This is a genomic window from Caproicibacterium amylolyticum (assembly GCF_014467055.1).
GTDB classification, from domain to species: domain Bacteria; phylum Bacillota; class Clostridia; order Oscillospirales; family Acutalibacteraceae; genus Caproicibacterium; species Caproicibacterium amylolyticum.
In genome coordinates, this window is record NZ_CP060696.1 from 2,416,515 (window position 1) to 2,442,358 (window position 25,844).

A 25,844-nucleotide genomic window follows, 5' to 3' on the forward strand; every position below is an offset into this window, starting at 1 on the left:
TGAACTGTATTTTCAGGAAAGCGAAAAACGTTTTCCGAATCCTGTTAAAGGATCACCCTATCACACTGGGGCTTACGATCACGCTCCAAAGATTATAATTGAGCTTTTCAATATCCTGCTCTTCAAAATAGGAAGACGGAATGTGAGGTACATCCAGTTCTGCAATGCTGTCCAATTCCCCATGCAGATATCCGCGCAGCACTGCCTGCACTTCCCGCAGACGTGCGTCCAGTCCGCCCAGACGAATGGTCTGCACTTCAAATCCGAACGGTTTGTTTTCACGCATCCACTGCCGCCGGAACGCCTGCTGAAAAGCAGCAAGGTCTTTGAGCATCTGCGGAAATACTTCCTCGGCGATTTCTTCCAGGTGGTCGCGCTGACCGGTGTGGTAGGCATCATAGATTTCACGGCCCAGCTCCGCTTTGTTGGAAAGCACCCGGCACAACTGCATCTGCGTTTCAAACAGATACCCAAACTTTGGGGCAGCTTTTATCGCTTCCAGCTGCTCTGCCGCGCGTGCATAAAAATTTGAAATTCCTTTGGAAACCGCGGAATCGAAGGTACCAAACAATGCATCCTGATACAGCAAATACTTACTGGCATTGTTGTGGATACCACCGCGCTCGGAGAAATGACAGGGCAGGTCAATTTTTAAGAAATCCCCCATAGCCGTGCCGGTAATGCAGCGAAAACGCTCCAAATCCTCCGGTGCTTCGTAAGCAAGCTGTGCATCCACATAAAGCGCGGGCAGCACTGCAAACATACTGGTCTCCGCGCCGTTGTCACCCCACGTGGTAATTACAACGGATTGCACATTGCTTTCCCTGCAGGCTGCAAGTGCAGCTTTTCCGGTTTCAAAGCTGTAGTGGTTGTGCGGCGTAAATCCCGTCCACTTCCACGCACCGCCCGCAAAGGCCACATGGTTGGTCATCAGCCGGTGCTGCCGCAGCATCTCTTTATAATGTTCCTTGTCACTGGAGTAATAATCCCAGTAGGCAAGCTCCACATCCGGCGGAATTTTCGGCAAGTTTTCGGTATCCAGATGATTTTGCCCATTTACCTGATGGAAAAACAGGTCACTCCACATCTGCACCTGAAAACCATACTTCCGGCAAATCTCCAGAACGCGGTTCAAATGCTCCAGCAGCACTTCTGTGCGCTTGTGATAACCGTGTTGATCCAGATATTTGCCAAGGCCAGCCATGTGCGCTTCATCCATACCGATGTTGATTTTTCGGCTGCGGATGCTTTTGGAAACTGTGCCAAGCAGATGGTCCAGCAATTTGTAGGTGCGCTCATCCCCCACCAGCAGGATGTCATCGGTGTCGATAATCGGCGCGTAGGTTTCGTAGCGGGTAATCTGGTTAATGTGCGCCAGCGTCTGCACGTAGGCACGCAGTTCGATGCCAAGCGACTGGGCGTAGCAGTCAAGTTCCTGCAGTTCCTCACTGGTATACGCACCGCGCATGTTGCCAAAGCACGGTTCACCGTCAATGGCTATGGTGTCTTCCATATACAGTCCGGCAAAGCGGTAACCCATGAGCGCGGCAAGCCGCAGAAAGTGATGCAGTTCTTCCAGCTTCATGACTGCGTTGCGTGAACAGTCCAGCGTTACGCCGAAATCTTCAAACACACAGCTTTCGTGAAGCTGCCAGCCAGTCTGACCCTCCCGTGCGCACAGTGCTGCCAAAGCTCTGCAGAAATCGACCCGGCTGCCGTACTCCATTGTAACGGTGCCATCCTTTTCCTGTGCGGTAAAGCCGGGCTCATCTGTTTTCTTCGCCAGAAGGGTAAGGCCTTCTTCGCAAAGCTGCAACCCAAGTTCCGGCTGTTCCTCTTTTAGTAAAAACTGCGCTGTACTGTCGCAGCCGGCAGGATTAATTTTCACGATGTGTGCCTCCTTCAAATCTGCATACTGTAAACTGTTCATGTGCATTCCTCCGTAGAACAACTGTATTATAACAAGCCATTCGTGGCATTGCAATGCATTTTGGCCATCCTGAAAGTAGTTGCAAATCTCTTTCTGTTTCGTCGGATTATTGAAAGTGCATCCATACAGTTGTTAATTTTTATAGCTTTTTCACTTAATAAACTTAATAATATAAATGTATGATGTTTTTTCCTCCTTGTCTGCTCTGCAAACGCAAAAAGAAGCCATGCAGTTTGTAATGCAGGATTATGCATTGCAAACTGCATGGCTCATTTATTTTTACATTCATTCCTTACCGTGGCGCCAGTGTTCCCGCTGCAGGGCTTCCAACGTTTCCTGATGTTTTTTGGTCTTCAGGCTGATGTCGCTTTCCAGAAAATAGGTGTAAAGCATGTCCATGATCACCAGAACAGGAAACTGCGGGGAAATCATTGCGCCGGTATCTAACCCTTCCACCGCGGCAAGAGCAAGCACTTCATCATAAAGGCCATCTGCCGCAAGCCTGGTCAGCCCGGTCAACAGCACCGTGCGTGCATGATTGGCTTTGGCAAGATGCAGGCTTTCCAGCACCTCTTTGGTCTTTCCGCTCAAGGTAATGCCAACCACCATATCTTCCGCATCCAGAACTGCTGAATTCATGCGCATCATCTGCGGATCTGTAATGGCCTCTACCGCAAGCCCCAGCCGCATAAAACGCAACTGAAACTCCTGCGCTGCGAAGCCGGAACTGCCCATTCCGTAAACAAAGACACGCCGGCTGCCGCTCATCAACCCGGCAACCCGCGCCACCTGCACTTCGTCCAGCATGGAAAAAGCATGCTGCAGCAGTTCCCAGTAGCGGTCGTGTACCTCCTGTGCCATCTTGCTGACATCCGGCTCATCTGTTTCCTGTGCCAAATCATTCTGATAGCTGAAAATCAGCTCACGGTACCCCTTGTAACCGCATTTTTTTGCAAAACGGGACAGCGCAGCTTCCGACACATACAGAACCTTAGAAAGATTTTTAGAGGAAAAGTCCATCTGCTTGGTATTGTGCAAAAAGAAATCTGCCAGGCTGTTCTCCACTGGTGTAAATTCTTCCTTTACACTCAGGATGCGCTGTTTCACTGCACTCTGATACATCTCAACACTGTCCTCCTACCTTTACATATAAAAAGGCCATTCAAAATGCAAACATTTTGAAGGCCTCACTGTCCCCGAATTGCTCCGAAAACCGCGCGGCACACCGGAGCGCAGCGATTTCCGGACGCTTGTATTATACAACGATATCCGGTCAAATGCAAGGCATGACTATTTGTCTGCGTTCAATAGCACCTTTTCGCTGCGCAGCGGGCTGCTAAGCTGCCCAAAGGAGGTAGCCGCACGTACCTGTGCGTACCATCTTCCTAACAATTTCTGCTCAAGGTTTATTCGCACACACCATTCCGCCCGCTGCTCCCTGCGGTAATAATCTGCGAAAATCCATCTGCAGAAGGGGACACCCGCCCCCTCCGGCAGCAGACGAATACAATACGAATGTACCATACTGCAGCTATCACCATCCCCGGCAAAGGCCCGCGGAAATGTGACTGTTATTGCCTGCTCTCCCACTTTCCGCAGTTTTGTCTGCACGCCTTTGGGGAATACAGGGGCAGCACCCTTGCGAGCAGGTAAATACGAGAAGCCGTTTTTTTTGTCTGCTTTCAATGCGGGAACGTCAGCTTCCCACGCCGGCCCACAAGAACGTCCAGCGGTCATATTCAGACGGTGTATTATAACCTTTCCGGAACAGAGTACATCCACAACCAACGCTTGGCAGGCTTCTGGACCATACGGCGGAACGGAAGCCGGTTCACCGGTTTCCGGGTCGATTTTTCCCGTTTCATTTTCAAAATAAGCACCCGCCGTGCCGTCTTGTATCGCGGTAAATCCAAGGTGCTGGTCAATAGAACGCTCGTCCTCCAGTGTTGCGTGAGAATGACCGGAAATGTGGATAATCTGCGGATATTGCCGCATTAACTCCACAAGGTTTTTCTCTGTTCCCTCACCATAATTTCCATACCATTTATCTGTGCCATAGGCAGTTCCTTGGATGCCATGATGCGCCAGTACAAGAATTGGAAGCCCCGGTGCTTTGGATGCCGCTTCTCGCAAACTTTCCTTTAAAAAAGAATAGCTGTCCGTGTAATCCTCTTCGGCTGTTTGGTTTGCAGCCAGCTTGATGACCGGAATACCGCCAACCCATACCAGTTCCTCCGGCTGCTGGCCGGTCTGCCGGGCAAAACGCTCCTGTGCGTGCTCTGTCCCAAGCTGAAAAGTGTCATGGTTGCCGATACAGTAAATCAACTGTGCGGGTATGCCGTCCGCCGCGTTTTCCTGAATCAGCTTGCCTAGGTAAGCATACTGCTCCTTCGTGCCGAAGTCCGTTAAGTCCCCTACGAACGCGGCGGCATCCATTAGCGGGTCAAGCTGGTGAAACGCAGAAAAAACCGCGTGCAGCTTTTCTCGGGAAGGGTAACTGCCGCATACGTGCAAATCGCTGCAAATACCCATGCGCGCCCGAACCCCTTGCCGCGAAAGTGGTTTCCAGTTCTGTTTTTCCACGTTTTTCACTCCGTTTGCAAATTGTTGTCTTGTTAATTGTACAGCACAGACAAAAAATTCGCAAGTGTTTAATAAAATCTGAAAGAAGCATACAGTTCGTTAGCTTTTCCCTGCACTTTTTGCAGGCTGCTTTCCATTTTACTTTCTTTTTTCTGATTTTGCCGTTTAATACATTACCAAAATAGTATATAAATTTTCGGCCGCTTTGGCTGTTATTTTTTACTTGACAGGCAGGCCGCTTCCGCATACAATATAAACAATTCATATAGGAATTGTATAGATTGTGAAACGAAGAAGAAAGGCTGATAACAATGATTCAATTCGTAAACGTCAGCAAAGAATTTGTCAATAAAGATGACAATGTTCACGCACTGCGGGAGCTCAGCCTTACTGTAGAAAAAGGCGACATTTTCGGCGTAATCGGCTTCAGCGGTGCCGGCAAGTCCACCCTGCTGCGCATGGTAAACGCACTGGAAACGCCAACCGCAGGGCAGGTGCTGGTGCAGGGGCAAAATCTTGCGCAGCTCTCCCCCGCCGAACTGCGCAAAACACGCAAGGAAATCGCCATGGTGTTCCAGCAGTTCAATCTGCTGGACTCCCGCACAGTTTTTGACAACGTCGCTATGCCGCTGAAACTAAACCATGTGCCAAAAGCAGAAATTGCCGAGCGCGTGGAAGAATTGCTCAAGTTCGTTGAACTTTCCGACAAACGGAACGCTTACCCACAAAAGCTTTCCGGCGGACAGAAACAGCGCGTTGGCATTGCTCGCGCACTGGCAACCCAGCCGTCTATCCTCCTGTGCGACGAACCCACCAGTGCACTGGACCCTAAAACCACTGATTCTATTCTGCAGCTGCTGCAAAAGGTCAACCGCGAGCTGGGCGTAACCATTCTGATCATCACCCATCAGATCAGTGTCATCCAGAAAATCTGCAACCGCGTTGCCGTGATGGAAAACGGACGCGTTGCTGAACAGGGAACGGTTCTGGAGGTTTTTAGCCATCCAAAAGCAGCCATTACAAAAGACTTTGTTTCCACCGTCATTGATGACCGTATTCCGGAAAGCATTCAAAAAAGCCTTGCCACCGACGCGCGGAACAATACCGTTATCCGGCTGCACTTTTTGGGCAGCAATTCCCGTGAAGCGATGGTTTCCGCCATTAACAAAAAATTCAATGTGGAAACCAACATTCTGTTTGCTTCTGTGCATGAGCTGCAAAACACTGTGCTTGGCACGCTGGTGCTGCAGCTGGTGGGCAGTTCAGAAGAAATTGCGGCAGTGGAAGCGTACATTCAAAAATCTGATGTGGACTTTGAGGAGGCGGCAGTATGATTGACCTTGGTGTACCAAATGAAAAAATTCTGCTGGGAGCGCAGCAAACCATTTATATGGTTGGCATTTCCCTAATCATCGGCACAATTATCGGTGCTGTAATGGCAGTTGTACTGGTGCTGACCCGCAAAGACGGCATCCGTCCAAACAAAATTGTGTACGGCATTCTCAATGCGGTCATTAACGTGGTACGCAGCGTTCCATTTATTATCCTCATGGTGTTCATCATGCCGCTTACAAAGGTAATTGTCGGCACACGCATCGGCACCCCCGCCGCAATCGTTCCACTGGTAGTGTTCATTGCTCCCTACCTTGCCCGCCTGATGGAAAGTTCCCTGTTGGAAGTAAACCGCGGTATTGTAGAAGCGGCGCAGTCCATGGGCGCCACCACCTTTCAAATCATCTGGCACTTTCTGCTGCCGGAATCCAGCGGTTCGCTCATCCTTGCACTGACTACCGGTGCAATCGGCCTTTTGGGCGCCACCGCAATGGCCGGTGCAATCGGTGCGGGCGGTGTCGGTGACTTGGCGCTGACCTATGGCTATGAGCGCATGAACTTTCCGCTGATGCTTTTTACCGTGGTTGTGCTGATTATCTTCGTACAGCTGATTCAGGCACTGGGAAACTTCCTTTCCCGCAGGCTGCGGCATAAGTGAGCAGACTTTCCAGTACCCTGCCGTAAAGTTTTCGCCAGCCTCGCGTGCCCCGAATGGGGTATGTTCACAAGGCTGCAGGTGTGGGCAAAGCCCACGACCTTATTTCTTGACCGTAAAGCCATTTTATAAAAGGGAGGTACACAGCAGCGCTCCCTGCGGCGGGCGAAGCCATGCCGGAAAGAGCAAGACCTTGGGAGCCTTCCCTTGCAGGCTCCCAAACCCGTGAGCGCTTCTGAGGATACTAAGAGGAGTTAAGGCCAAAAGAAAGATCGTGGCGGGCTTCGCCCCCACACCCCTAGTCGCTTTCTGAGAAAGCGACAGAAAGTAATGTACAGAAATATTAGAGAAGAGGTATATCATTATGAAAAAGAATCTTACCATCCGCAAAGTTACCGCGCTCGGTCTTGCCGCTTTGTTTGCATCCGCTTCCCTGACCGGCTGCGGCTCAAGTGCCTCCACAGCCAGCGGCAGCGCTGCTTCTGCCGCACCGGCAAAGAAAGAATTAAAATTCAGCAAATCACAGGGACCGTACAGCGAACTTTTTCAAAAGGGCATTCAGCCGATTTTGGAGAAAAAGGGTTACAAAATTACCGCTGTGGATATGTCCGACCTTTCACAGGCCGACTCCGCGCTAAATGACGGTGAAGTTGACTTTAACGTAGAACAACACGTTGCCTACATGAACAACTTTAATAAGACACAAAACGGCCACCTTGCCGCCGTAACCCCGATTCCGACCGTTCCGGCGGGCATTTACCCCGGTTCCAAATCCGCACTGAACCAGATTGCAGACGGTGCCAAAGTAGCTGTTCCGAATGATGCTTCCAACACCGCGCGTGCTTACGTTCTGCTGCAGAAAGCCGGTTGGATTAAATTGAAAGACGGCACCCAACCCACCAAAGCTACACAGGATGACATTGCTGAAAATCCGCATCACATTCAGTTTACGGAAATGAAATCCCTGAACATTCCATCCGTACGCACTGATTTTGATTTCATCGTCATTACCGGTTCTATCGTATACAACGCAAAGATTGACCCCTCCACCGCCCTGCTCAAGGAGGACATTCTCCCCGACCTAATGCTGCATTTGGTGGTAAAGGATTCCGACAAAGACAGCCAGTGGGCAAAGGACATTGCTGCCGCTTATCAATCTGCTGAATTCAAAACCTATCTAGACAAAAACAACAACGGCCTGTGGACCGCGCCGGATTACAGCAAAAAGTAAAATACGCTTACAACACACTTCCTATACAATTCCCAATCACTCTTAACGAAACGAACAGCTGCTCTGTCCTGCGGGACAGGCGGCTGTTCGTTTTTTCTGCATTCTGGTTTATCCGCACACTTCCGCGATTTTTTTGCAGATTGCCTGTACTTCCGTATGGCTGACGGTAAAAAACGTATTTCCGTTCACGGTCAGCGTATCCGTATCCCCGCTCTGTGGTGTATAAATGAACTGCATCTGCGGCGCTTCCGCCGTTGTTCTGCTGAATGTGACAGTCAGATCTGCCGCTGTGCCGGAAGCGGGCGCTTTTTCCGCTTTTCCAGTCAGCTCTAACCCCAAAAGCTCCTTGTACAACGAAGTGAAGCTGTCTTTTTTCAGTGTTTTTCCATTGGCACGGTAGGTGCCGCCGTCAATTTCAAGCATGTAGGTCTTTGCGCCGGTCTCCATGGTCACCTTGGAAACACTGGCCGCATTCACAACTCCGGCGATTTTCAAAATATAAGCATAGGGGTCAATTTTGCGCAGAGCATCCGCGGTATCTTTGGAAATCAAATAGACAACGGATTCTTTCCCTTTAACCGCCGCGTAGACATTTCCACTGCCGTCCTCTTTACCCAAAAGCACTGTTGCAGTGCTGTCCGCATCCGGTGCGGACACTGCGGTCGATTCCTCCTTCGTCTGCAAAAACTGAAGCGTAAAGGAATCCGTGCTGTTGGCAATGCCTGTATCCGTTCCGGTTTTTACCTGCGCGGGTGAAGTAAAGCTGACCGCCGCAAGCTTGTCAAACAGCTCGTACATTGTCTGCGTATCGACCATCACAGTATTTTGGTATGGTGTCGGAATCGTCCAACTGTCAAAACCGCTTTTGTAGGAAGCGGGCGCGTACTCCACCCGAAACGTTTCCTGCCCTGATTTGCTTACGGAAAGCATCCGGATTCCTTTGGAAAGGAACTGCGGCTGCTCCTGCTGTTTCAGCTGCGCAGATGTTTTTGAAATTGTTTGCACAGATGAAGCAGAGGCAGCCGACACCGCCTGTGAGGCCACAGAGGAGGTTCCGTTTGTTTCTTCTCTGCAGCCAGCAAGGATGGATGCCGCCAGCGCCGCTGCTAAAATTCCGCAGAATAGTTGTTTCAGTTTCATATCAGTGCCCCACTTTCTAACTGTAATTGATATTATATGTTAAATCGCGAAATAAAACTTATTTCGCGGGCTGGCGCGACTCGTCCCGATACTGTGTAGGGGACTTGCCGGTGTGCTTTTTAAACGCCAGCGAAAAATAGTTAGTATCCCGGTAACCCACCATCAGCGCAATCCGCCCTGTTTTCAAGCTGGTAGTCTCCAGCAGTGATTTCGCTTTTTTAATCCGCCTGCGCACGATATATTCGTTGCAGCCCTCTCCTGTTACACGCTTAAACAGACGTGAAAAATAATTAGGAGTGACAAACAGTGAAGCCGCAATGTTTGCAACGGACAAATCTTCCTCCAAGTGCTCATCAATATACCGACGCGCTATAGAAACCAAGTCATGTACATTTTGGCTCTGCTGCTCCAACAGCTTTGACAAATACATCCGCGTCATTTCGCAGGACTCCGCGCGGGCAGCATGCGTCAGACTTTGCGCCAATGCATTCAGATTTTCGCCGTTTTCTACACTCATCTGCGTAATGTAAGAAAAGTAAACCGAACTGGCAATTTCCAGGCAGCAGCGGCGCGTGTTGGCTGCCGAAAGGTTGTAGGAAACTGCCGCTTTGCAGAAAGTGGCATATGCCTTCATCACTTTGTCGGTATCCCCCACATTTGCACACATGATGTTTTTCAGTTCTGTATACACATCCTGAAACAGCGTTTCACGCTTTTTGTCCGGTGCCATCTGCACAATACTGCAAAACTCCGTCTTTTCGTCCTGCAGCATCAGCCGTGCGTCATTATAAGAAATATAAAGATTCGCAAAGCCGGTTTCGCAGCTGCCCAGCACGATACGCGGGGTAGTATCAAAGTCATCCCCCAGCACACTTGTAAGGGCAGACGCTTGCTCCACACCGCTCTCGGCGTTTTCTCCCAAAAAGAACACCAGCACAATGGTTCCGTCACTGTCCGCAAAGGTAACTCCCTTGCCCTGCCGATCCACCATGCTGATACAGATGTTGCGCACCATAATCGCCCGAAAACCATCCGTATCCTGTTTGTCCGTATACAGTCCCGGCACCAGCACTGCTGCCTGCAGGGATTGTGCCGGATCAAAATGATTTTTGCGGCAGAATTCTTCCGTTTCCTGTGCAGTAAGGTCCCGACGCACCAATGCGCGCAGCTGCTTTTCCAGCTCCATCTGTTCCTGCAGTCCGCTTGCACGCAGTTGTGCGGGTTTTTCTGCCTGCTGCTGTGCATCCAGAGCCTGCACCTGGCGAAAAATCGATTCCCGCAGCACTTCTTCATCAATCGGTTTGAGCAAAAAGTCTTCAACATGCAGGCGCAGGCACTCGCGAGCGTAGTCAAAGCGGTCGTAGCCTGTCAGTACAATGATGCGCAGCTGCGGCACAATCTTTTTTGCCGCGTCAATCAATTCAATACCCGTCATTTCTGACATGTAAATATCCGTCAGCATGATCTGCGGATGGTGCTCCTGCAGCATTTCCAACGCTTCTTTGCCGGAAGCCGCTGTGTACACCGTATCTATCGCCAGCGTATTCCACGGCAACGCGCGTTTGATTCCCATGCGGATCATCTGCTCGTCATCCACCACCAGTATTTGGTACATACAACCCCTCCTTGTATTTAATCTTCGTCTATGCATCTGTCAGGCAGACAGATGGTTACCGTAACGCCTCCTTTGTCGTTGCGCGAATAATGCAGCCCATACTGTGCACCGTACAGCAGCTGAATACGTCTGTGCACATTGCGGACACCGTAGCCAAAGCATTCATCATACTGTGCAATGCCGTTATTGATTTCATCCACCTGTTCCTGTGTCATACCGGTGCCGGTGTCCGCAAGGGTCAGCCAGATGTCCCCACCGGCGCGCCGTACGCTGAGCACTACGCAGCCGCGCCGGCCTTCTTTCACCTTAATGCCGTGGTAAATGCTGTTCTCCACCAGCGGCTGCAGAGTCAGTTTTGGAATCGCAATATTCTCCAGCACCGGGTCAATGGTAAAGTTACTGTCAATAATATTGCCATAACGCATATTCTGTATGATTAAATAACTGCGCACACATTCAATTTCTTCGGAAAGTGCAACAATATCCCTGCCCCCGCTTAAACAAATGCGGTAATATTTCGCAAGTGCCTTAACAAGCGTGGAAATCTCCTTGTTTCCATCCGCTTCTGCCTGCCAGTGGATACACTCCAGTGTATTGTACAAAAAGTGTGGCTTAATCTGCGACTGCAGTGCATTGAAACGAATCTGCTCCATCTGGTGCTGTTCTTCTTTTACCTGCTCCATCAATTCCAGCATTTTGTCCATCATAGTGTTAAAGCCAGAAGCAAGCTTTTTAAAGTCAGCGCCCATGTGCTGTTCGTTAATGCGCGTCTGCAGGGAACCATTCGCAACCGCATCCATTTTCCTGACTACCTTTTCCAGCGGTTTGTACAGCAGGCGCACCGTATGATTCACAATAATAAGACTCGCCACCACAGCTCCGGCCACCAACACAAGCAGCAAAATGATGGTTTTTGCACTGGAAGCATACAAGTCCGCTGCCGCAACGCTGCTGACTACGTAAAAGGACCAGCCGGGAATACGCTGATACAGGTAAAACCTCCCGTTGTACTGGCAGGAACCACTGTCACCGGTGAACCAAGACATATTGATTCCGTCGGCTGCACCTTTCTGGATGCTGTGTGCAATGGATGCACCGTGGCTGCTCAGCACTGCCAAACCGCTGTGCAAGCTGGAATCTTGATGCCGCTGCACCTGACTTAAATTGTTGTCATTAAAGCTTAAGCATAGCATTCCTCGTTTTTTGCCGATATAATTCGTATCATAAACCGGGAAATATAGATTCAGCGTTTCATAACTGTAGTAAGACTTTGTGTAACCAATACGCATATCGGTGCCGATTACATAGCGGCAGTTTTGAAAATCCTCTTTATAAACCGATGCAAACCGCGTAGTCAGTGAAGATTCGTTGCCTTTGTACAGATAGTTTCCCTGCTCATCCACCAGTGCGGCAAAATTCAGCGAAGAAAACATATTCAGTGTACTGCGCAGCACATTGCGTGTGTTGTTTGCGCTGGCTACATCCGTGGTATTTTGCAGGTATCTCTGCACAGAATTGTCCAGCACCAAGCTGTAGGCAAGTGATTTGTAATTGTTCAGGGAGTTTTCAAAGCCGGCCGCCACTGCCCGGTTCTGTTCCTGCAGCAAGGAACGTGTCTGATCGGTAATGGCCGCAGTGGAGGAAAGCGATGAAATAACCAGCATAATGGCGGCAGTAATAATAAGCGCAGCAGAAACCAGCGCCTTGATTTTTTTGTCAAAGTTCCAATGATGTACAGAATCCATCATTTTACCCATTTTATCGCCGCCATTTTTCAACATTTTGTACTATAAAGCATAACAGACAGCGTGATGAATTGCAACACGCTGTCTGTTTATTTTTTGTTCCTCTTTTTATTAACCCTTTACTGCACCCGCTGTCATGCCCTTTACCAGTTTGTCCTGGAAAATGATGAATACAATCACCATGGGCAGCAGGCTGAGTGTCAGCACAGCCATAATCATCGGGGTATTCATGCTGTACTGTCCCTGAAAGTCCCACACTGCCAGTGGCAGGGTACGGGAGTTTGCGGACTGAGTGAGGGTGTAGGCAAAGCTGAACTCGTTCCACATATTGACTCCGTTGTAAATTGCCAGCGTTGCCAAGCCCGGCTTTGACAGCGGCAAAATCATCTTAAAGAAAATTTGAAATTTGTTGCAGCCGTCAATTTCTGAAGATTCTTCAATTTCTCTGGGAATCGCCTTCATGAAACTCGTAAGAATAAAGACGGAGATCGGCACGCCAAACGCAACATACGGACCAATCAGAGACCAGATGGAGTCGTACATATGCGTTGATTTTGCCATGCGGAAAATTGGAATCAGGGTAATATGCACCGGAATGCACATGCACGCAACAATCACGGAATAAATCGGGGCACGCATCTTAAAGCGGAAACGGCTCAACGGATAGGATGCACAAGCCGAAACAAACAGCAGAATGATCAGCGAAATTGCCAGTATTACAACGCTGTTCATCAGGTAGTGCAGGAAGTTGCCCTTCAGCGCAGATGTGTAGTTGGAAAAGTCCAAGCTTTTGGGGATCGAAAAAACACCGCCTACCAGCATCTCAAACTTCTGCTTAAAGGAATTAAGCACCATGAAAATAAACGGTGCCAGTGAAATCACCAGATAGATTGCTGAAAAGATTCCGGCAATTGTCCAGGCAATCACCTTTTTGCGTTTGCTCTGCTTTACTTTCAGAGCCAGAGTTTCTGCGTTGTTTGCTACTGTCATGTTACTTCTCCTCCTTTCCGTTAATGGCACGCATCGTCAGCAGGGAAATAATCGTAATCAGGATGAACATTCCGCCTGCAATCGTGGAGCCGTAGCCCATGTTAAAGTTTTTAAAGGATTCCTTATACATGTAGGTTGCCATCAGCTCCGTGGAAGTGCCGGGGCCGCCGCCGGTCATGACATAAATCAAATCGAAGTATTTCAGGGAACCAACCATAGAAAGGATAGCTGCACTTTTCATGGAAGGTGCCAGCAGCGGCAGTGCCACGTGCAGGAAGTACTGGCCGCGGGTAGCGCCGTCAATGGTGGCTGCTTCGTAAACATCAAACGGGATGTTGGTATACGCTGCCATAAAGTAAACCATGTAGAACGGTGCAAACTGCCAGCAGATAACCATGATAACGGTTAATAATGCGGTTTTCGGATTGCCCAGCAGGTCAACATTTCCGCCGCCGAACAGCGCCGAAAGGGAACTGACGATGCCGCCGTTGGTTGCCAGCGCGTAATTGAACAGAAAGCCGATTGCAACACTGGACATCAGCATCGGGATGAACCACATAACCTTGAAAACCGTCATCTTTTTTCCGCCAAAGTCAATGAAAGTTGCCATGGCAAGTCCAAGCGGAATCTGGATGAGGATGGACAGGATCATGATAATAATGTTGTTCGTAAATGCGGTCCAAAACTTGCTGTCCTGCACCAATTTGCTCCAGTTGTTCAGGCCAACCCACTGTTTATCTGCCGAAATGCCGTTCCATTTGTAGCCGCTGGTAATAAATGTGTCTATGATGGGGTAAAACACGAAAACCACCAGCACAATCGCCACTGGTGCCAGAAATGCCAGTGCACACAGCCGTGTGTTGCGGCGGCGTCTGGCTGCCAGCGAAACCGAGTTGTTCATCATGAGAGACATCTCCTTCCTTGATATGTGTGCTCTTTTTTGCTGCTTTTATCATACCAAAAAAGCAGCGCTGAGGACATACAATTTTCTGTGCATTTTATATAGAAAATTGACATAATCAATCTTCAATATAGTTTTATGAACAAATTTTAATACAAAAAGGGTGCCGCCCCGCAGCAACCTGCAGCAGTGACGGCACCCTCCTTCAGTAACAATGTTCTATTTCTTGGACGCGCTGCTGCTGCTCTTGTTTGCAAGATAATCCTTCATGGATTTCTGCATCTTTGCCGCAGCATCCTTCGGGGTCATGGTCAGACCGAACATTTCCTGGCAAGTGTTCAGGTGTGTTTCTGCAACCGCCGGCGGCAGGTACTGGTCATACCAAAGCTGCACGCTGGAAGCCTTGTTGGCTGCTTCGCAAATCTGCTTGGTCAGCGGGTCACTCAGCTTGCTGTCTACACCCTTGATTGGCGGGATCTTGCCGTTCTTGATCATCAAATCCACTGCTTCATCGGAAGAGTAGAGTTTTGCACATTCAAAGGCTGCTTTCAGCTTGTCGCCCTTGCAGTTAAAGGAAATGAACTGGTCACCAACAGTACCAATCTGGATGGTATCATCTGCTGTGCTTCCGTCAATCTTCGGGAAGGAGAACCAACCGACTTTCTTATAGAAATCTGCGCTGTCTGTTTTGATGTTGCCAGTGTACCAGGAACCGATCAGATCCATACCGGCTTTCTCCTGATACAGCAGCTGACGAGCTTGCCCGTCATCCTCACTCAGGGAATTGACGCCGTCCGGGAAATAACCCTTCTTGGTCCATTCCTGAATCTTGTCGCCCGCATAGGTGAAGCACTCGTCCTCAAAGCTTCCCTTGCCAGCCACCGCGTTACGGAACGGGTCCAAGCCAGCCTTACGGGCTGCCAGGCATTGGAAATACATGGAGCCTGTCCACTTGCTGCTGTTTGCCAGCGCAAATGGGGTAATGCCGTTGCTCTTCAAAGTATCTGCTGCCTTTTCCAGTTCAGAAAGGGTGGTCGGCACCTTGATGTTGTACTTCTGGAACATTTCCTTGTTGTAGAAAACACCAGCCATGGAAACGTTCAGCATTGGTACAGCGTAAATGTGACCGTTGTAGGTAGCCTGTGCAACAGCGGCTTCCATTAACTTGTCCTGCACACCGGATGACTTCATCAGGTCGTCAATCGGCTGTGCGTAGCCGGAGTCGATGTACTCATTCATCGGCCCGCCGGACCAGCTGGTGTACATATCCGGGCATTCGCCGGAACTCATTGCAACAACCAATTTTTCTTTATAGTTGTCGTTCTGGGTTGGCACCATAGTTACGTGGTAGCCGTCTTTGTTCGTTTCATTGAACTTCTTAACGGCATACTCCATAATTTCCTTGTCCGGATTCTCTGTAGCGATATCCCAGAAGGTAATCTCCTTGTCACCCTCTGCGGTTGCGGCTTTGCTCGCAGTAGAACCAGCTGCCGAGCCTCCCGTGCTGGAGCTGCCGCCGGTATTTCCGCAGGCGGTAACTGAAACTGCCATTGCGGCCGCCAAAGATGCGGCGATGAACTTTTTCAATACACTTTGTTTCATGATCTGTTTCCTCCTTTGTTCATGAGCTTTGTGGTCTCTCCTGAATGCATTTATATAATATCACAAATATTGTTTCAACATAATCAAATAAACTGTCCTCTTTATATAAATATCTTACATAAGTGTCTGTGCTCTTTACACAAAATTTAATTTCACGACTTTACGAAATGCAGAATGTGTGAATCGAATGCGGTGGCAGTTCTGCGGTAAATTCCATGCATTCCTGCGCAAAGGAAAAGCTCCGCTCGATGTCCATACCATTGCCGACCTCCAGAACAACTGAACCATCCGGATTCTGAAAAGCGATTGTGTTTGCGCTCCAGCGGCCGCTGACGGAAAGTACCTTTGCGTTCTTTTTGACAAAATGAGAAAGATGCTTCATTAGGTAAAACTCCGGCTGCCAAACCAGTGTTCCGTCTTCTGTCACTGTCACAAGGGAATTTTGCTGCCAGCCCCAGGTGCTTACGCTGTCACTGGGCAATGCAAGATTCCAATACACATAGCTTTCCACACCGTGATGAAAATATAACCACATTTGCCGAAAAATATACTCCATTTGCGTCCAACTGTTCTTTCCGTCGCCGTACTCACTTTCCGTCTGCATATAGCGCAGTTCCGGATAGGCAATGCGTGTCTGTTCAATCACATGCTTGCCGCCCCACTGGAAACCAACGCCGGTCAGGTAAGAACGAGCCTGCTTGTCCGAAAGAATCGTATTTTCAAACAAATCAAAATACTCGCCCGCAGGTGCGCCGCCCGCAATTCCCTCAAAGTCCACAAACGGTCCGTTAATCGTACCGAGCCACAGTTCCAGCGGCAGCCTGCTCTTTTTCACTGCCGGCCCCAAATATCCGCCGATAAAGTCGCGCATATCCGCACCGCTCCACAGGCAGGAAGGAAACTTCTGGTCCGCCATCGGCTCGTTCTGCACGTGCAGCTGCCGAATAGAGATTCCCTGTTCTCGGTAAGCTTCCACAAAACGAAGAAAATAATCCGCGTAAGTGCGAAGTACCTTTTCTTCCATACGCATACAACCATAGTTGTAAACCGGGCGGGTCTTCATCCACGGCGGCGGACTCCATGGGGAAGCAAACAGCGTCATTTCCGGACTGCGCTGCAGTGCTTCCCGGATAAACGGAATCGTCATCTGCTGGTCCCGGTCAATCTGAAAATGCTCCAGCTCATAGTCCTCCGGCACCTCGCTGCTGCAGTACCACTGCATGCTGAAATCATTTGCGCCAATCGGCAGCCGCCCAAACTGAAAACCGGTGTTCTGCGGCAGAAACAGTTCGTCAAAATATGCCTGCCGTTTTTCCGGGGAAAGCTTTTGCAGTGCATGCCACCCCAGTTCGTTAAAACAGCCACCAAAGCCCCGGACAGTTTGCGCTTTTTTGCCAGTCAGACTCAGAGTATCTTCGCTGTGTACGCCCGGCTGCACCTCTGCCGGCTGCCAGCAGGCTCCCTGCGTACTTTGTATGTGCTCAATCATTTTTCATTTCCTCCTTCCCGTTTTCTGCTGTTACGTTTAGAATACCCTAAATTTCTCAATACGTACATATTATTTTATGCTTATTTGCTATACTTTTGTGCTGTACGCCAAAAGATTGCTGCCGCAGTTTCAAAGTACACTTAATTGTACTTCTCTTCTGCTATTCTGAAATCAGGAGATGAGAAAAATGAAACTGCACTGCAAGAGAAAAGAAGCCCCACTCCAGCTAACCGAACCGGAGCGCTACGTCACCATCACCGGGTTTCAGCACTACTACGGAGCACAGCCGTTTAAAATCGGACAGCTGATTCGCTGCTGCAAGCAGCCGGATAACCCTTATGACGCGGATGCTATCTGCTGCTCCCTGCCACCCATTGGCACAGTCGGCTATCTTGCCAATTCGCCGCAAACTGTTGCCGGCGGCACGATGAGTGCCGGCCACATTTATGACCATGTTCCCCGCCGGTTCTATGTGCGCGTCTGCTTTACCAGCTTTACAAAAATCATCTGCAAGGTTGCACCGGGCACACTGGCGGAACTGAACCGCGAGATGCAGGAACAGCTTGCCAAAAACGACAGCTGGGACTGCGAATGAACAGCCCCGCAGGCAAAAAGGGAGTGCTGCAGAATCAAAAAATTCTGCGGCACTCCCTTTTTCGGGTCTTTTTCTGTTATATTTTCAACAGCTCAATAATCTTGCGTTTGTAGCGCAAAAACTCGTCTGTTAGGGTAAAATCGCGGGTTCGCGGACGCGGTTCGGCCACTGGCAGCTCCGTAATGATGCGCCCCGGCTTCCCCGCCAGAATGTAAATCCTGTCGGAAAGCAGAATTGCTTCGTCGATATCGTGTGTAATGAACAGCGTGGAAAGCTCGATTTTCTGCATGACATTCAGATACCATGTGTGCATGGCGTCCTTAGTAATGGTGTCCAGTGCGGAAAACGGCTCATCCAGCAGCGCAACACCCTCACTGCTCAAGTAAGTGCGCAGCAGTGCCGCACGCTGGCGCATGCCGCCGGAAAGCTGCGCAGGCCACTTTTTCTGCGTACCCTCCAGGCCAAACTCTGCAAAAAGCGCACCTGCTTTTTCGTGTGCTTCTTTTTTCGGTGTGCCGTGCAGCAGCAGCGGCAGCGCAACGTTATCCACGACAGTGCGGTAGGGCAGCAGCAGGTCTTTCTGCAACATATAGGAAACGTGGCCCGCCTGCCCGGTGATGTCTTGCCCCTTCAGGAAAACATGACCGCAGTCCGGGGTGAGAAGCCCCGAAATCACATTGAAAAGTGTGGTTTTTCCGGCGCCGCTGATGCCCAGCAGACTCACAATCTCCTGATCGTGCAGTTCCATACTCACGTTGTCCAGGATCTGCACCGAATCATAGCTTTTGGAGATTCCCTCTGCTGTCAGTTTTGTTTCCATTTCTGCTCCTTACTGTGCCAGATAATCGTTTGAGAAACCGGTACCTGCCGGAATTTCCTTGCTGATGAGTTTATTGTCATACAGCCATTTGTAGAAAGCGTTCCAGCGGGAAGCATCAATGTAGCCCCACTGCTTCACTTCGGCTTTGTACTGGTCTTTCAGCCATTTCTGGCTCTTTGTGACCAACTTTTCACTGCTCTTGAGGTCCGGCACCTGCTGAATGAGCAGCTTTGCCGCTTCGTCTGGCTTGTCGATTGCATACTCATAACCTTTCTTTGCGGCTTTCAGGAATTTCTTTGCCGTTTCCGGCTCTTTTTTCAGGAAGCCGTTGTTGGCAATCAGCACCGGTGTGTAGCAGTCCAGTACCGGGTCAATATCTTTAAATGTGAAGAAGTTAAGCGGCACATTCTGCACTTCCGCGGCAATGCCATCCCACGCGTAGTAAATCCAAGCGGTGTCCGCGTTGGTCTGAATCTGCACAATGGAGTTATCACCGGAGGGCACCATCTTCACTTTTGAATAATCGCCGCCGTCTTTTTCGATAACGTGCTTGATCATGCCCTTTTCCACCGGTGTATCCCAAGTCGCGTAGGAGCGACCAGTCATTTCTTTGGGGCGAGTAATGTTTTTGCTCTTTACAGAGGCAATGCCGGAGGTGTTGTGCTGAATCAGCGCCGCAACCGCCGTAATCGGCAGCGGTGTTTTGGAAGTCAGTGCGGAAGCCATATCGGTATCCTGAAAGCCAACGCCAAACTGTGCGTTGCCGGAACCAACCAGTGCCGCGGTACCGGACTCCGGAGGCTGCTCAATTTCTACTTCCAGTCCTTCGTCTTTAAAATAGCCCAGCGCCTGTGCCACATAAATACCGGTGTGGTTGGTGTTCGGAGTGTAGTCCAGCACAAACTTGACCTTTTCCAGTTTACCGGAAGCGGTATTGCTGGCAGCCTTGGAAGAAGCCGTATTTCCTCCCGCAGAGGACGCACTTCCTGCACCACCGCACGCGGTCATTGCTGCCGCCATAGCTGCAGCCAAAACGGCTGCTGTTACTGTCCGCCATATTTGATTCTTTTTCATTTCTATGCTCCTTAAAATAGGTTCTCCTCAAACTATTTTCTATCACAAATTAAAGATTTAAATCACTCTGCCGCTGCGCCCGCAGGGTTCTGCGCTACCTTTTCCCACGGCATGCAGATATGCTGCAGCACATCCACCAGCTTGATCAGCAGAAGACTGATGACCGAAACCAGCAGTATGACCGCAAACATCCGGTCATACGCATAGCTTTTGCGCATATGCGTCATGTACACGCCAAGACCGCTGTTGCCGCCCAGCCACTCCGCCACTACCGCACCGATCACCGAGTAAGAAACGCTGATGCGCAGCCCGGAAAAGAAGTTGCTCAAGGAACTCGGTACTTTGACGTGGCAGAAAATCTGCCATCTGCTGCTGCCCATAGTACGCATCAGGTTAATGACATCCGGATCCGCGCTGGAAAAGCCGTTGAGCAAACCAACCGCAATCGGGAAGTAGCAGGAGATAATGACCAGCACGATTTTTGGCGTCATATCATAGCCCATCCACAGCACCAGCAGCGGCGCAATCGCAACGGTCGGCACAGTCTGTGTGATAATCAAAATGGGGTACAGGCTCTTTTTCACCAGACGAAAACGGTCCATCAAAAATGCGGAACCAAACGCCAGCGCCACCGCAATCGACATCCCCCAGAAAGTCTCCTGCAAAGAAGTAGCAGCACTTTCCATGAGCGTGGAAAAATCATCCACGAACGCCTGCACAACCTGCACTGGGCTTGGCAGCATAAAGTTTGGCACTGCGCCCAGCGAAACCACCGCCTGCCAGACGATAAGTACCACCGCCAGCAGGAAAATCGGTGAAAGCTTATCAGTGATATTTTGTAACTTTCTGTGCAATCGTCAGCACCCCGCCTTCTGGCTTAAAGCTGATTTTTACATAAGCGGCAACCTGCGGACAGCCAGCCTTAATGGCAATGTACTGGCACTCCTTGACAATGTCCATCAGCTGGTCATACTCCCCTTCCAGGGTAGTTTCGAACGGGCCAACGTAGTAGTTCACACCTGTGCTTTTAATGTAGGCGATTACTTCGTCCACAATACGGACAACCTCTTCATCGGTATCAACGTGCGGCAGAACCTGAATTGCGACACTTGCAGGGAACTTTTCCATGTTTTTATGACTCCTTTGATAATACAATAATTTTGTATCCAGAACACCTGCGTAAATGTAAAAAAAGCCGCCTGTCATTGACAACAGGCGGCAGAAGGCTTCTGAAAAAGCTGTTTATGTTACCTCCGCCGGCATTGTCCGGATCAGGCAAAAGGGTTCAGGATTTCTCCTGTCTCAGCAAAGCCCCGTAAGGCCAAGCACCCCATTTGTGGATACTTATTTATTGTAGCGCAGCTGTCCGCTTTTGTCAAATCGTCGGCACACGCCCAAACATACATCTATTAAAAAAACCCAGGCACTTACGCTTGCGCACCTTTAAAAAATTTTTACTTTTCTTCGGCCAGCATAAATTTACCGTCATTGTTGTAATTATACAGTGCAATCTGCTTTTCCTGCTTTTGATTCTTCACAGTGTAGATCCAGCAGTACAGTTTTTGACTTTTGTCCTTTTCCAGCACACCAACGCGCTTTTCCACTTCGTCGGAAGTTAACGCTTTATTTAAAACCGTATAGGTATGGTTCTCGAATTTTACTTTTGGTGTGTTTCCGGCCACGTACTCGCCCCACGTGGCCGTCTTCATAAAATTTCCGTTTTCCGCCGTTGTTGCGCTGACACCACATCCTACCGCGAGCATTGCCACACCAACCATAATTACTGCTATAACTGCCATTGCTGTTTTACGCATTAAAAACGCCTCCTGCATTTTGATACATCCATTGTATCAAACACAGGAGGCGGCAGCCATTGATTTAGCTTACATTTGCGCCCGCTGTCTTACATTGCTGTAAGATACGCGGCGTTCAAAACTTTTGCTGTAAGGGCAGCGGAATTTACTCCGATTACCCTGCATCCTTATTGCTGACCGCTGCGGAAAGCAGCGCATTTGCAATCGGCCCCGCAGCGTTAATTCCGTAGGTATCCGTATTTTCTACAACCACGGCAAATGCATACGGCGTGCTTTCATCCGCCGAAAAACCTACCATCCAGCCGTTGTTGTTTCTGGTTCCACCCAATTCTGCGGTACCGGTTTTGGCGCACATCTCTTTTATGCCGTCAAAAAAATCGTCACCGTAAGAAATCTCAACATTGCCGCGCATATATTTTTTCAGCCGCTGTGCTACATCCGCAGTCATCAGCTGCCGTCCGGTCTTAGCACTGCCAAACTTACTTGGGCTTGTCAAATCACCGGAAACGCTTTTGATAATTCGCAGCTCCTCCGGTGCGCCGCCGTTAGCGATTGCCCCCAGCAAACGCACCATATACGCGGGACTTACCTGGTCGGTATACTGTCCAACGCCGGACCAGCCCAGCTGATTGTTGCTTGCATCTTTAACGTCATAATGGCACTTTGCCGCAGTCAGCGAATCAATCGTAAAAGTTTCGTTGAGCCCCAAAGAATTCGCCGCGGCGGTCATTTTATCCTTGCCCATTTCGATGGCAAGCTGTGCAAAAGTGACATTACAGGAATTTGCCAGCGCATGCTGAAAGTCCATGGTCCCGTGTTTTTCGCCGTTGGTGCAGGTTATTTTATTGCCATCCACAGTAATTGAGCCGTCGCAGTGGAACGTGCGGCTGTCAAGGTTAGGAATATTCTGAATTGCTGCAGCGGAGGTGACAATCTTAAAAATGGAACCGGGCGTCAGCTGGCCGGAAAGCACCTTGTTTACATAAACACCGTTGTAGGCACTTTCGTTGGTCTTTAAATCCGAAGGCGGGTTGGCCGGATCAAAGGTCGGCGTGCTGACCATGCACAGGATCTCGCCTGTTTTCCAGTTGGTCACCACGGCGGCGCCTTTGCGCCCATCCAGCTTGCGGTAGGCAATTTTGTTTAAGTCTGCATCCACCGTCAAACGAATGCTGCCGCCCTGCTTGGTCGTTTTAATATCCGTAAGACCGGTCACGATGTTGTAGCCGGTCAGTTCTGTTTTAAACGCATTCTGCACACCGGTGGAAATGTTCCCGGAAGAATCGCCCACCAAATGCAGGGTGGATTTGCGCACCGCTTCATCATCACTGTACGTGCGTGCACCATTTTTCGTTGTCAGCAGCTTCAGTCCGTCACGGTCAACAACACTGCCATTGGCTGTGGTGGAGGTACCGCTTAGGTGTGCGTTATAGGGCTGCATGGCCCATTTTCCGCCATCTGATAAGTATTCGAACAGAAAAAAACACAGCCCGCCGACAAAAATCAGCAGAAAAAAGAACAGAAAGAGAGAGCGTTTGCCTGTTGTCTTCATGCTAACTTCGCCTCCTGACTGCGTAAGTTCTCTCGTCACTGGACTTAATGAACGCCAGCGCCCCCCAAACTGCCATCATACTGCTGCCGCCTGCACTGATGAACGGCAGTGTAACACCGGTCAGCGGGAAAACATCCGTGCTGCCGAAAATGTTCAGGCATGCCTGAAACAGCAGCATGCCTGCAGCAGCACAGGCGGTAATGGAGTAAAACGTGGAGCGGGAACGGGTTGCGTCACTGCGCGCGAACAGAATAAACATGGCAATTACACCAATCAGCACTATCGACATCAGCAGGCCGAGTTCCTCGTTCATCATGCCGAAAACCAGGTCACTTGTGTTTGCGGTTACGTTGGTGTAGCCTTTCAGCGGGCCTGTGCCGCCGCCGAGGCCGCCGTTGCCGATACCGACACCGAACAGGCCGCCGCTTGCGGAGTAGGTCAGCACACGGGTCTGCTGAAAGCCCTTGTCATAAATATTGTTTGTATCCCACACATGGCGCCAAACCTCAAAACGCTCTTTTACGTGGCCAAACATGGTCAGCACTGTCACGATGCCTACACCGGCTGCGGCTATGCTCAGCACCACAGTTCGCATGGAACCCGAGCGCATGAATGCAATAATTAAAAACGTTGCAAAGAACACCGCCGCACCGCCAATGTCCCGTTCCAGAATTAGGATACCCATGACACCGGCAAGCAGGCCGATAAAGCCAATCAGGTTTCGTCTGGTCTGCAAGTGGTCGAGCGTTGCCGCGCCTGCAAAAATAAAGCACAATTTGACAAATTCACTTGGCTGCACCGAAATGCCGGCAAGGTGAATCCAGTTTTTCGAACCATTCACACTGGTGCCGATTGCCAGCGGCGCCGCCAGCAGCAGCAGCCCAATGACCGCAATCGGCGTACGCCATTTATTTACACGCGTTAAGTCCTGCATAAACCAAATCAGGAAACTGAAAAGCACCAGTCCGCCGACCATCATAATTATCTGCGAATAAACTGCATCCATAGTCGGGTGGTAAAGTGTAAACGGGGAGGGTGCCGTCTGCGTTTTGGTCAGTTTTTCGCGTGTACCGCACAACAGCGCAATGCCCACACCGGAAAGCGTAAACGCAAGCGTTTCCAGCTCAAAATTGGTGCGCCCCAGCACATGGCGGGAAATCATGTAAAACACCCATTCTGCGCCAATTACCGTAATCATCGGAATCAGTGGCAGCATGGAAAACTGCTTGTCGCCGAAAAAGGCCTGAATAAAGCACAGCACCTGAATAATCGTGCACATTGCAAGCAGGCTTGCCTGATTTGCCGTGCGGCGCGCGCGGTGGCGCGGTGATTTTACATTGGCATCCGTTACCCGGCGAAAGACAAGGTTTGTACGCCCAATGCCGATTAAATCGCCGGGAATCACTTTTACAGTGTCCCGAATGCGCTTGCCGTTCAGGTAAGTGCCGCCTTTAGAGTCTGTGTCGGTTAGAAGCCAGCCGCTCTCGCGGCGCATCAGCACTGCGTGGTCGCGGCTGACCGCACTGTCCGGCAAAACAATGTCGCAGCTTTGGCTGCGGCCAACGCTGTTCTCCCAGTACAGCACAGGGATGTTTTTGTGGTTCCTCTGGTTTTCAAGAAAGACAACCGGTTCTTCGCGGCGGCGGCCCGCACGCATGGATGTATAGCAGCGAATGACCAAAAACACTGTCAAAACCGCCGCCACACCGCGCAGCACAAAGAAAGCAGGTGTCAGTACAGAAAGCAACGCCGAAATATCCGGCACGTGCCCACCTCCTAATAATTCTGCATCTAACGGAATTGGCCGTATCGGCACAGTTCCACAGATAAACAAAGAATCAAGAAGCACCGGCTCCTTGATTCTTTGCTTACTATTTATTAGTATACCCTTTTTCCCTGTATTTGTAAAGATGCCCTGCCGCAGCTACAGTCCCAGTTCCCGCATCAGCTGCGGCAGCCCCTGCTCAAAGCGCACACCCCAGCGCGAATCGCCCCCGGCTTCGCGGGTGCGGCGGATGGTATTTGCCGTAAAGTCCACCGCCAGCTGCAGGGCATTTCGCATGGATACTCCATCCAGCAGCGCACCCAGCAGCACGGAAGCAAACAAATCGCCGGTACCGTGGTAGCTGCCCTGTACACGTGCCGAAAGCGCATAGCTGACTTCGCCGGTCGTGCGGTCATAGCCTGCAGCACCCAGCAGCTCCGGTGAAAACCAAATTCCCGTAATGACCGCAATGTGCGGCCCTAAATCCGTCAGCCGGTGCAGAGCATCCTCCACCCAGCCGCGGGTGTAGGGACCTTCGCGGTAAGGCTCATGCAGCAGCAGGCACGTTTCCGTAATGTTCGGCACGATCATATCTGCTTCCATGCAGAGCACTTCTGTTCCCGCCGCCATTTCGGGCGTATATGTACGGTACAGCCGGCCGTTGTCTGCCATGGCAGGGTCAACCATAACCAGCGTATCCTTTTTGCGAAACGTCTTAATAAATTCGTGCACCACCTGCAGCTGCTCCGCACTGCCCAAAAAGCCGGTGTAGATTCCATCAAAAGGAATCTGCAGCGCTTCCCACTGACGCAGAAAGCCGTGCATCTCCGGCGTTAAGTCACGCACCGTTACATCCGGCAGCCCACCCGTGTGAGAAGAGAGCACCGCTGTGGGCACACAGCAAACTTCGTGCCCCATGCTGCTGAGCACCGGCAGGATGATGCTCAGGGAGCACTTGCCGAATCCGGACAAATCATGGATGGCAGCCACCCGTTTCTGTATAGGAACCAT

Annotated in this window: 22 protein-coding genes; 4 read left to right on the forward strand and 18 right to left on the reverse strand. The window is 50.3% G+C overall.

What is annotated here, in order from left to right; genetic code table 11:
* Positions 1-52 precede the first annotated feature (52 nt).
* The 3 genes from H6X83_RS11510 to H6X83_RS11520 form a co-directional block, all read right to left on the reverse strand.
* Positions 53-1,930 (reverse strand): beta-N-acetylhexosaminidase, encoded by a 1,878-nt coding sequence (locus H6X83_RS11510; protein ID WP_212506621.1) that lies wholly within the window; start codon positions 1,928-1,930, stop codon positions 53-55.
* 285 nt (positions 1,931-2,215) lie between these two features.
* Positions 2,216-3,052: a MurR/RpiR family transcriptional regulator gene (locus H6X83_RS11515; RefSeq protein WP_212506622.1), complete on the reverse strand. Its 837-nt coding sequence runs from the start codon at positions 3,050-3,052 to the stop codon at positions 2,216-2,218.
* Positions 3,053-3,220: 168 nt separating this feature from the next.
* A complete protein-coding gene (locus tag H6X83_RS11520; RefSeq protein WP_212506623.1) occupies positions 3,221-4,513 on the reverse strand; it encodes a metallophosphoesterase family protein in 1,293 nt (430 codons plus the stop codon).
* Between the two features lie 311 nt (positions 4,514-4,824).
* Here H6X83_RS11520 and H6X83_RS11525 point away from each other — a divergent pair, with 311 nt between their 5' ends.
* The 3 genes from H6X83_RS11525 (at position 4,825) to H6X83_RS11535 (ending at position 7,731) form a co-directional block, all read left to right on the forward strand.
* A complete protein-coding gene (locus tag H6X83_RS11525) occupies positions 4,825-5,847 on the forward strand; it encodes a methionine ABC transporter ATP-binding protein (protein ID WP_212506624.1) in 1,023 nt (340 codons plus the stop codon).
* Positions 5,844-6,503, forward strand: a complete 660-nt coding sequence (locus H6X83_RS11530) for a methionine ABC transporter permease (protein WP_212506625.1) — start codon at positions 5,844-5,846, stop codon at positions 6,501-6,503. Before H6X83_RS11525 ends, H6X83_RS11530 begins: the two co-directional genes overlap by 4 nt.
* Positions 6,504-6,864: 361 nt before the next feature.
* Positions 6,865-7,731, forward strand: coding sequence for a MetQ/NlpA family ABC transporter substrate-binding protein (locus H6X83_RS11535; RefSeq protein ID WP_212506626.1), 867 nt, complete (start codon positions 6,865-6,867; stop codon positions 7,729-7,731).
* Positions 7,732-7,839: 108 nt separating this feature from the next.
* Here H6X83_RS11535 and H6X83_RS11540 read toward each other — a convergent pair whose 3' ends face one another.
* From H6X83_RS11540 to H6X83_RS11570, 7 genes are all read right to left on the reverse strand, one after another.
* Positions 7,840-8,871 carry a DUF4340 domain-containing protein gene (locus H6X83_RS11540; protein WP_212506627.1) on the reverse strand — a complete coding sequence of 344 codons (1,032 nt, stop codon included), beginning with the start codon at positions 8,869-8,871 and terminating at the stop codon, positions 7,840-7,842.
* Between the two features lie 58 nt (positions 8,872-8,929).
* The gene (locus H6X83_RS11545) at positions 8,930-10,486 is read right to left on the reverse strand and encodes a response regulator transcription factor (protein WP_212506628.1); all 1,557 of its coding nucleotides are present in this window, start codon (positions 10,484-10,486) and stop codon (positions 8,930-8,932) included.
* 17 nt (positions 10,487-10,503) lie between these two features.
* The gene (locus tag H6X83_RS11550; protein WP_212506629.1) at positions 10,504-12,243 is read right to left on the reverse strand and encodes a sensor histidine kinase; all 1,740 of its coding nucleotides are present in this window, start codon (positions 12,241-12,243) and stop codon (positions 10,504-10,506) included.
* Between the two features lie 99 nt (positions 12,244-12,342).
* Positions 12,343-13,221: a carbohydrate ABC transporter permease gene (locus tag H6X83_RS11555; RefSeq protein WP_212506630.1), complete on the reverse strand. Its 879-nt coding sequence runs from the start codon at positions 13,219-13,221 to the stop codon at positions 12,343-12,345.
* Between the two features lies 1 nt (position 13,222).
* Positions 13,223-14,125, reverse strand: coding sequence for a carbohydrate ABC transporter permease (locus tag H6X83_RS11560; protein ID WP_212506631.1), 903 nt, complete (start codon positions 14,123-14,125; stop codon positions 13,223-13,225).
* Positions 14,126-14,341: 216 nt separating this feature from the next.
* A complete protein-coding gene (locus tag H6X83_RS11565) occupies positions 14,342-15,724 on the reverse strand; it encodes an extracellular solute-binding protein (RefSeq protein ID WP_212506632.1) in 1,383 nt (460 codons plus the stop codon).
* A 160-nt stretch (positions 15,725-15,884) separates the two neighbouring features.
* Positions 15,885-17,213, reverse strand: a complete 1,329-nt coding sequence (locus H6X83_RS11570; protein WP_212506633.1) for a glycoside hydrolase family 30 protein — start codon at positions 17,211-17,213, stop codon at positions 15,885-15,887.
* A 187-nt stretch (positions 17,214-17,400) separates the two neighbouring features.
* Between H6X83_RS11570 and H6X83_RS11575 the strand changes: the two genes are divergently transcribed.
* On the forward strand, positions 17,401-17,808 hold the full coding sequence (locus H6X83_RS11575) for an HIRAN domain-containing protein (protein ID WP_212506634.1): 408 nt from the start codon (positions 17,401-17,403) through the stop codon (positions 17,806-17,808).
* 76 nt (positions 17,809-17,884) lie between these two features.
* On the opposite strand, the gene H6X83_RS11580 is transcribed toward H6X83_RS11575, so the two are convergent.
* From H6X83_RS11580 to H6X83_RS11615, 8 genes are all read right to left on the reverse strand, one after another.
* Positions 17,885-18,628, reverse strand: coding sequence for an ABC transporter ATP-binding protein (locus H6X83_RS11580; protein WP_212506635.1), 744 nt, complete (start codon positions 18,626-18,628; stop codon positions 17,885-17,887).
* A gap of 9 nt (positions 18,629-18,637) precedes the next feature.
* Positions 18,638-19,702 carry an ABC transporter substrate-binding protein gene (locus H6X83_RS11585; protein ID WP_212506636.1) on the reverse strand — a complete coding sequence of 355 codons (1,065 nt, stop codon included), beginning with the start codon at positions 19,700-19,702 and terminating at the stop codon, positions 18,638-18,640.
* 62 nt (positions 19,703-19,764) lie between these two features.
* Positions 19,765-20,556, reverse strand: a complete 792-nt coding sequence (locus H6X83_RS11590) for an ABC transporter permease (protein ID WP_212506637.1) — start codon at positions 20,554-20,556, stop codon at positions 19,765-19,767.
* The gene (locus H6X83_RS11595; protein ID WP_212506638.1) at positions 20,528-20,830 is read right to left on the reverse strand and encodes a thiamine-binding protein; all 303 of its coding nucleotides are present in this window, start codon (positions 20,828-20,830) and stop codon (positions 20,528-20,530) included. The genes H6X83_RS11590 and H6X83_RS11595 overlap by 29 nt, the downstream gene beginning before the upstream one ends.
* A 326-nt stretch (positions 20,831-21,156) precedes the next feature.
* Positions 21,157-21,516, reverse strand: a complete 360-nt coding sequence (locus H6X83_RS11600; RefSeq protein WP_212506639.1) for a hypothetical protein — start codon at positions 21,514-21,516, stop codon at positions 21,157-21,159.
* Between the two features lie 154 nt (positions 21,517-21,670).
* Positions 21,671-23,068 carry a penicillin-binding transpeptidase domain-containing protein gene (locus H6X83_RS11605; protein WP_212506640.1) on the reverse strand — a complete coding sequence of 466 codons (1,398 nt, stop codon included), beginning with the start codon at positions 23,066-23,068 and terminating at the stop codon, positions 21,671-21,673.
* A gap of 1 nt (position 23,069) precedes the next feature.
* Positions 23,070-24,833: an FtsW/RodA/SpoVE family cell cycle protein gene (locus H6X83_RS11610; RefSeq protein WP_246419215.1), complete on the reverse strand. Its 1,764-nt coding sequence runs from the start codon at positions 24,831-24,833 to the stop codon at positions 23,070-23,072.
* Positions 24,834-24,992: 159 nt separating this feature from the next.
* Positions 24,993-25,844, reverse strand: a complete 852-nt coding sequence (locus H6X83_RS11615; RefSeq protein WP_212506641.1) for a pyridoxamine kinase — start codon at positions 25,842-25,844, stop codon at positions 24,993-24,995.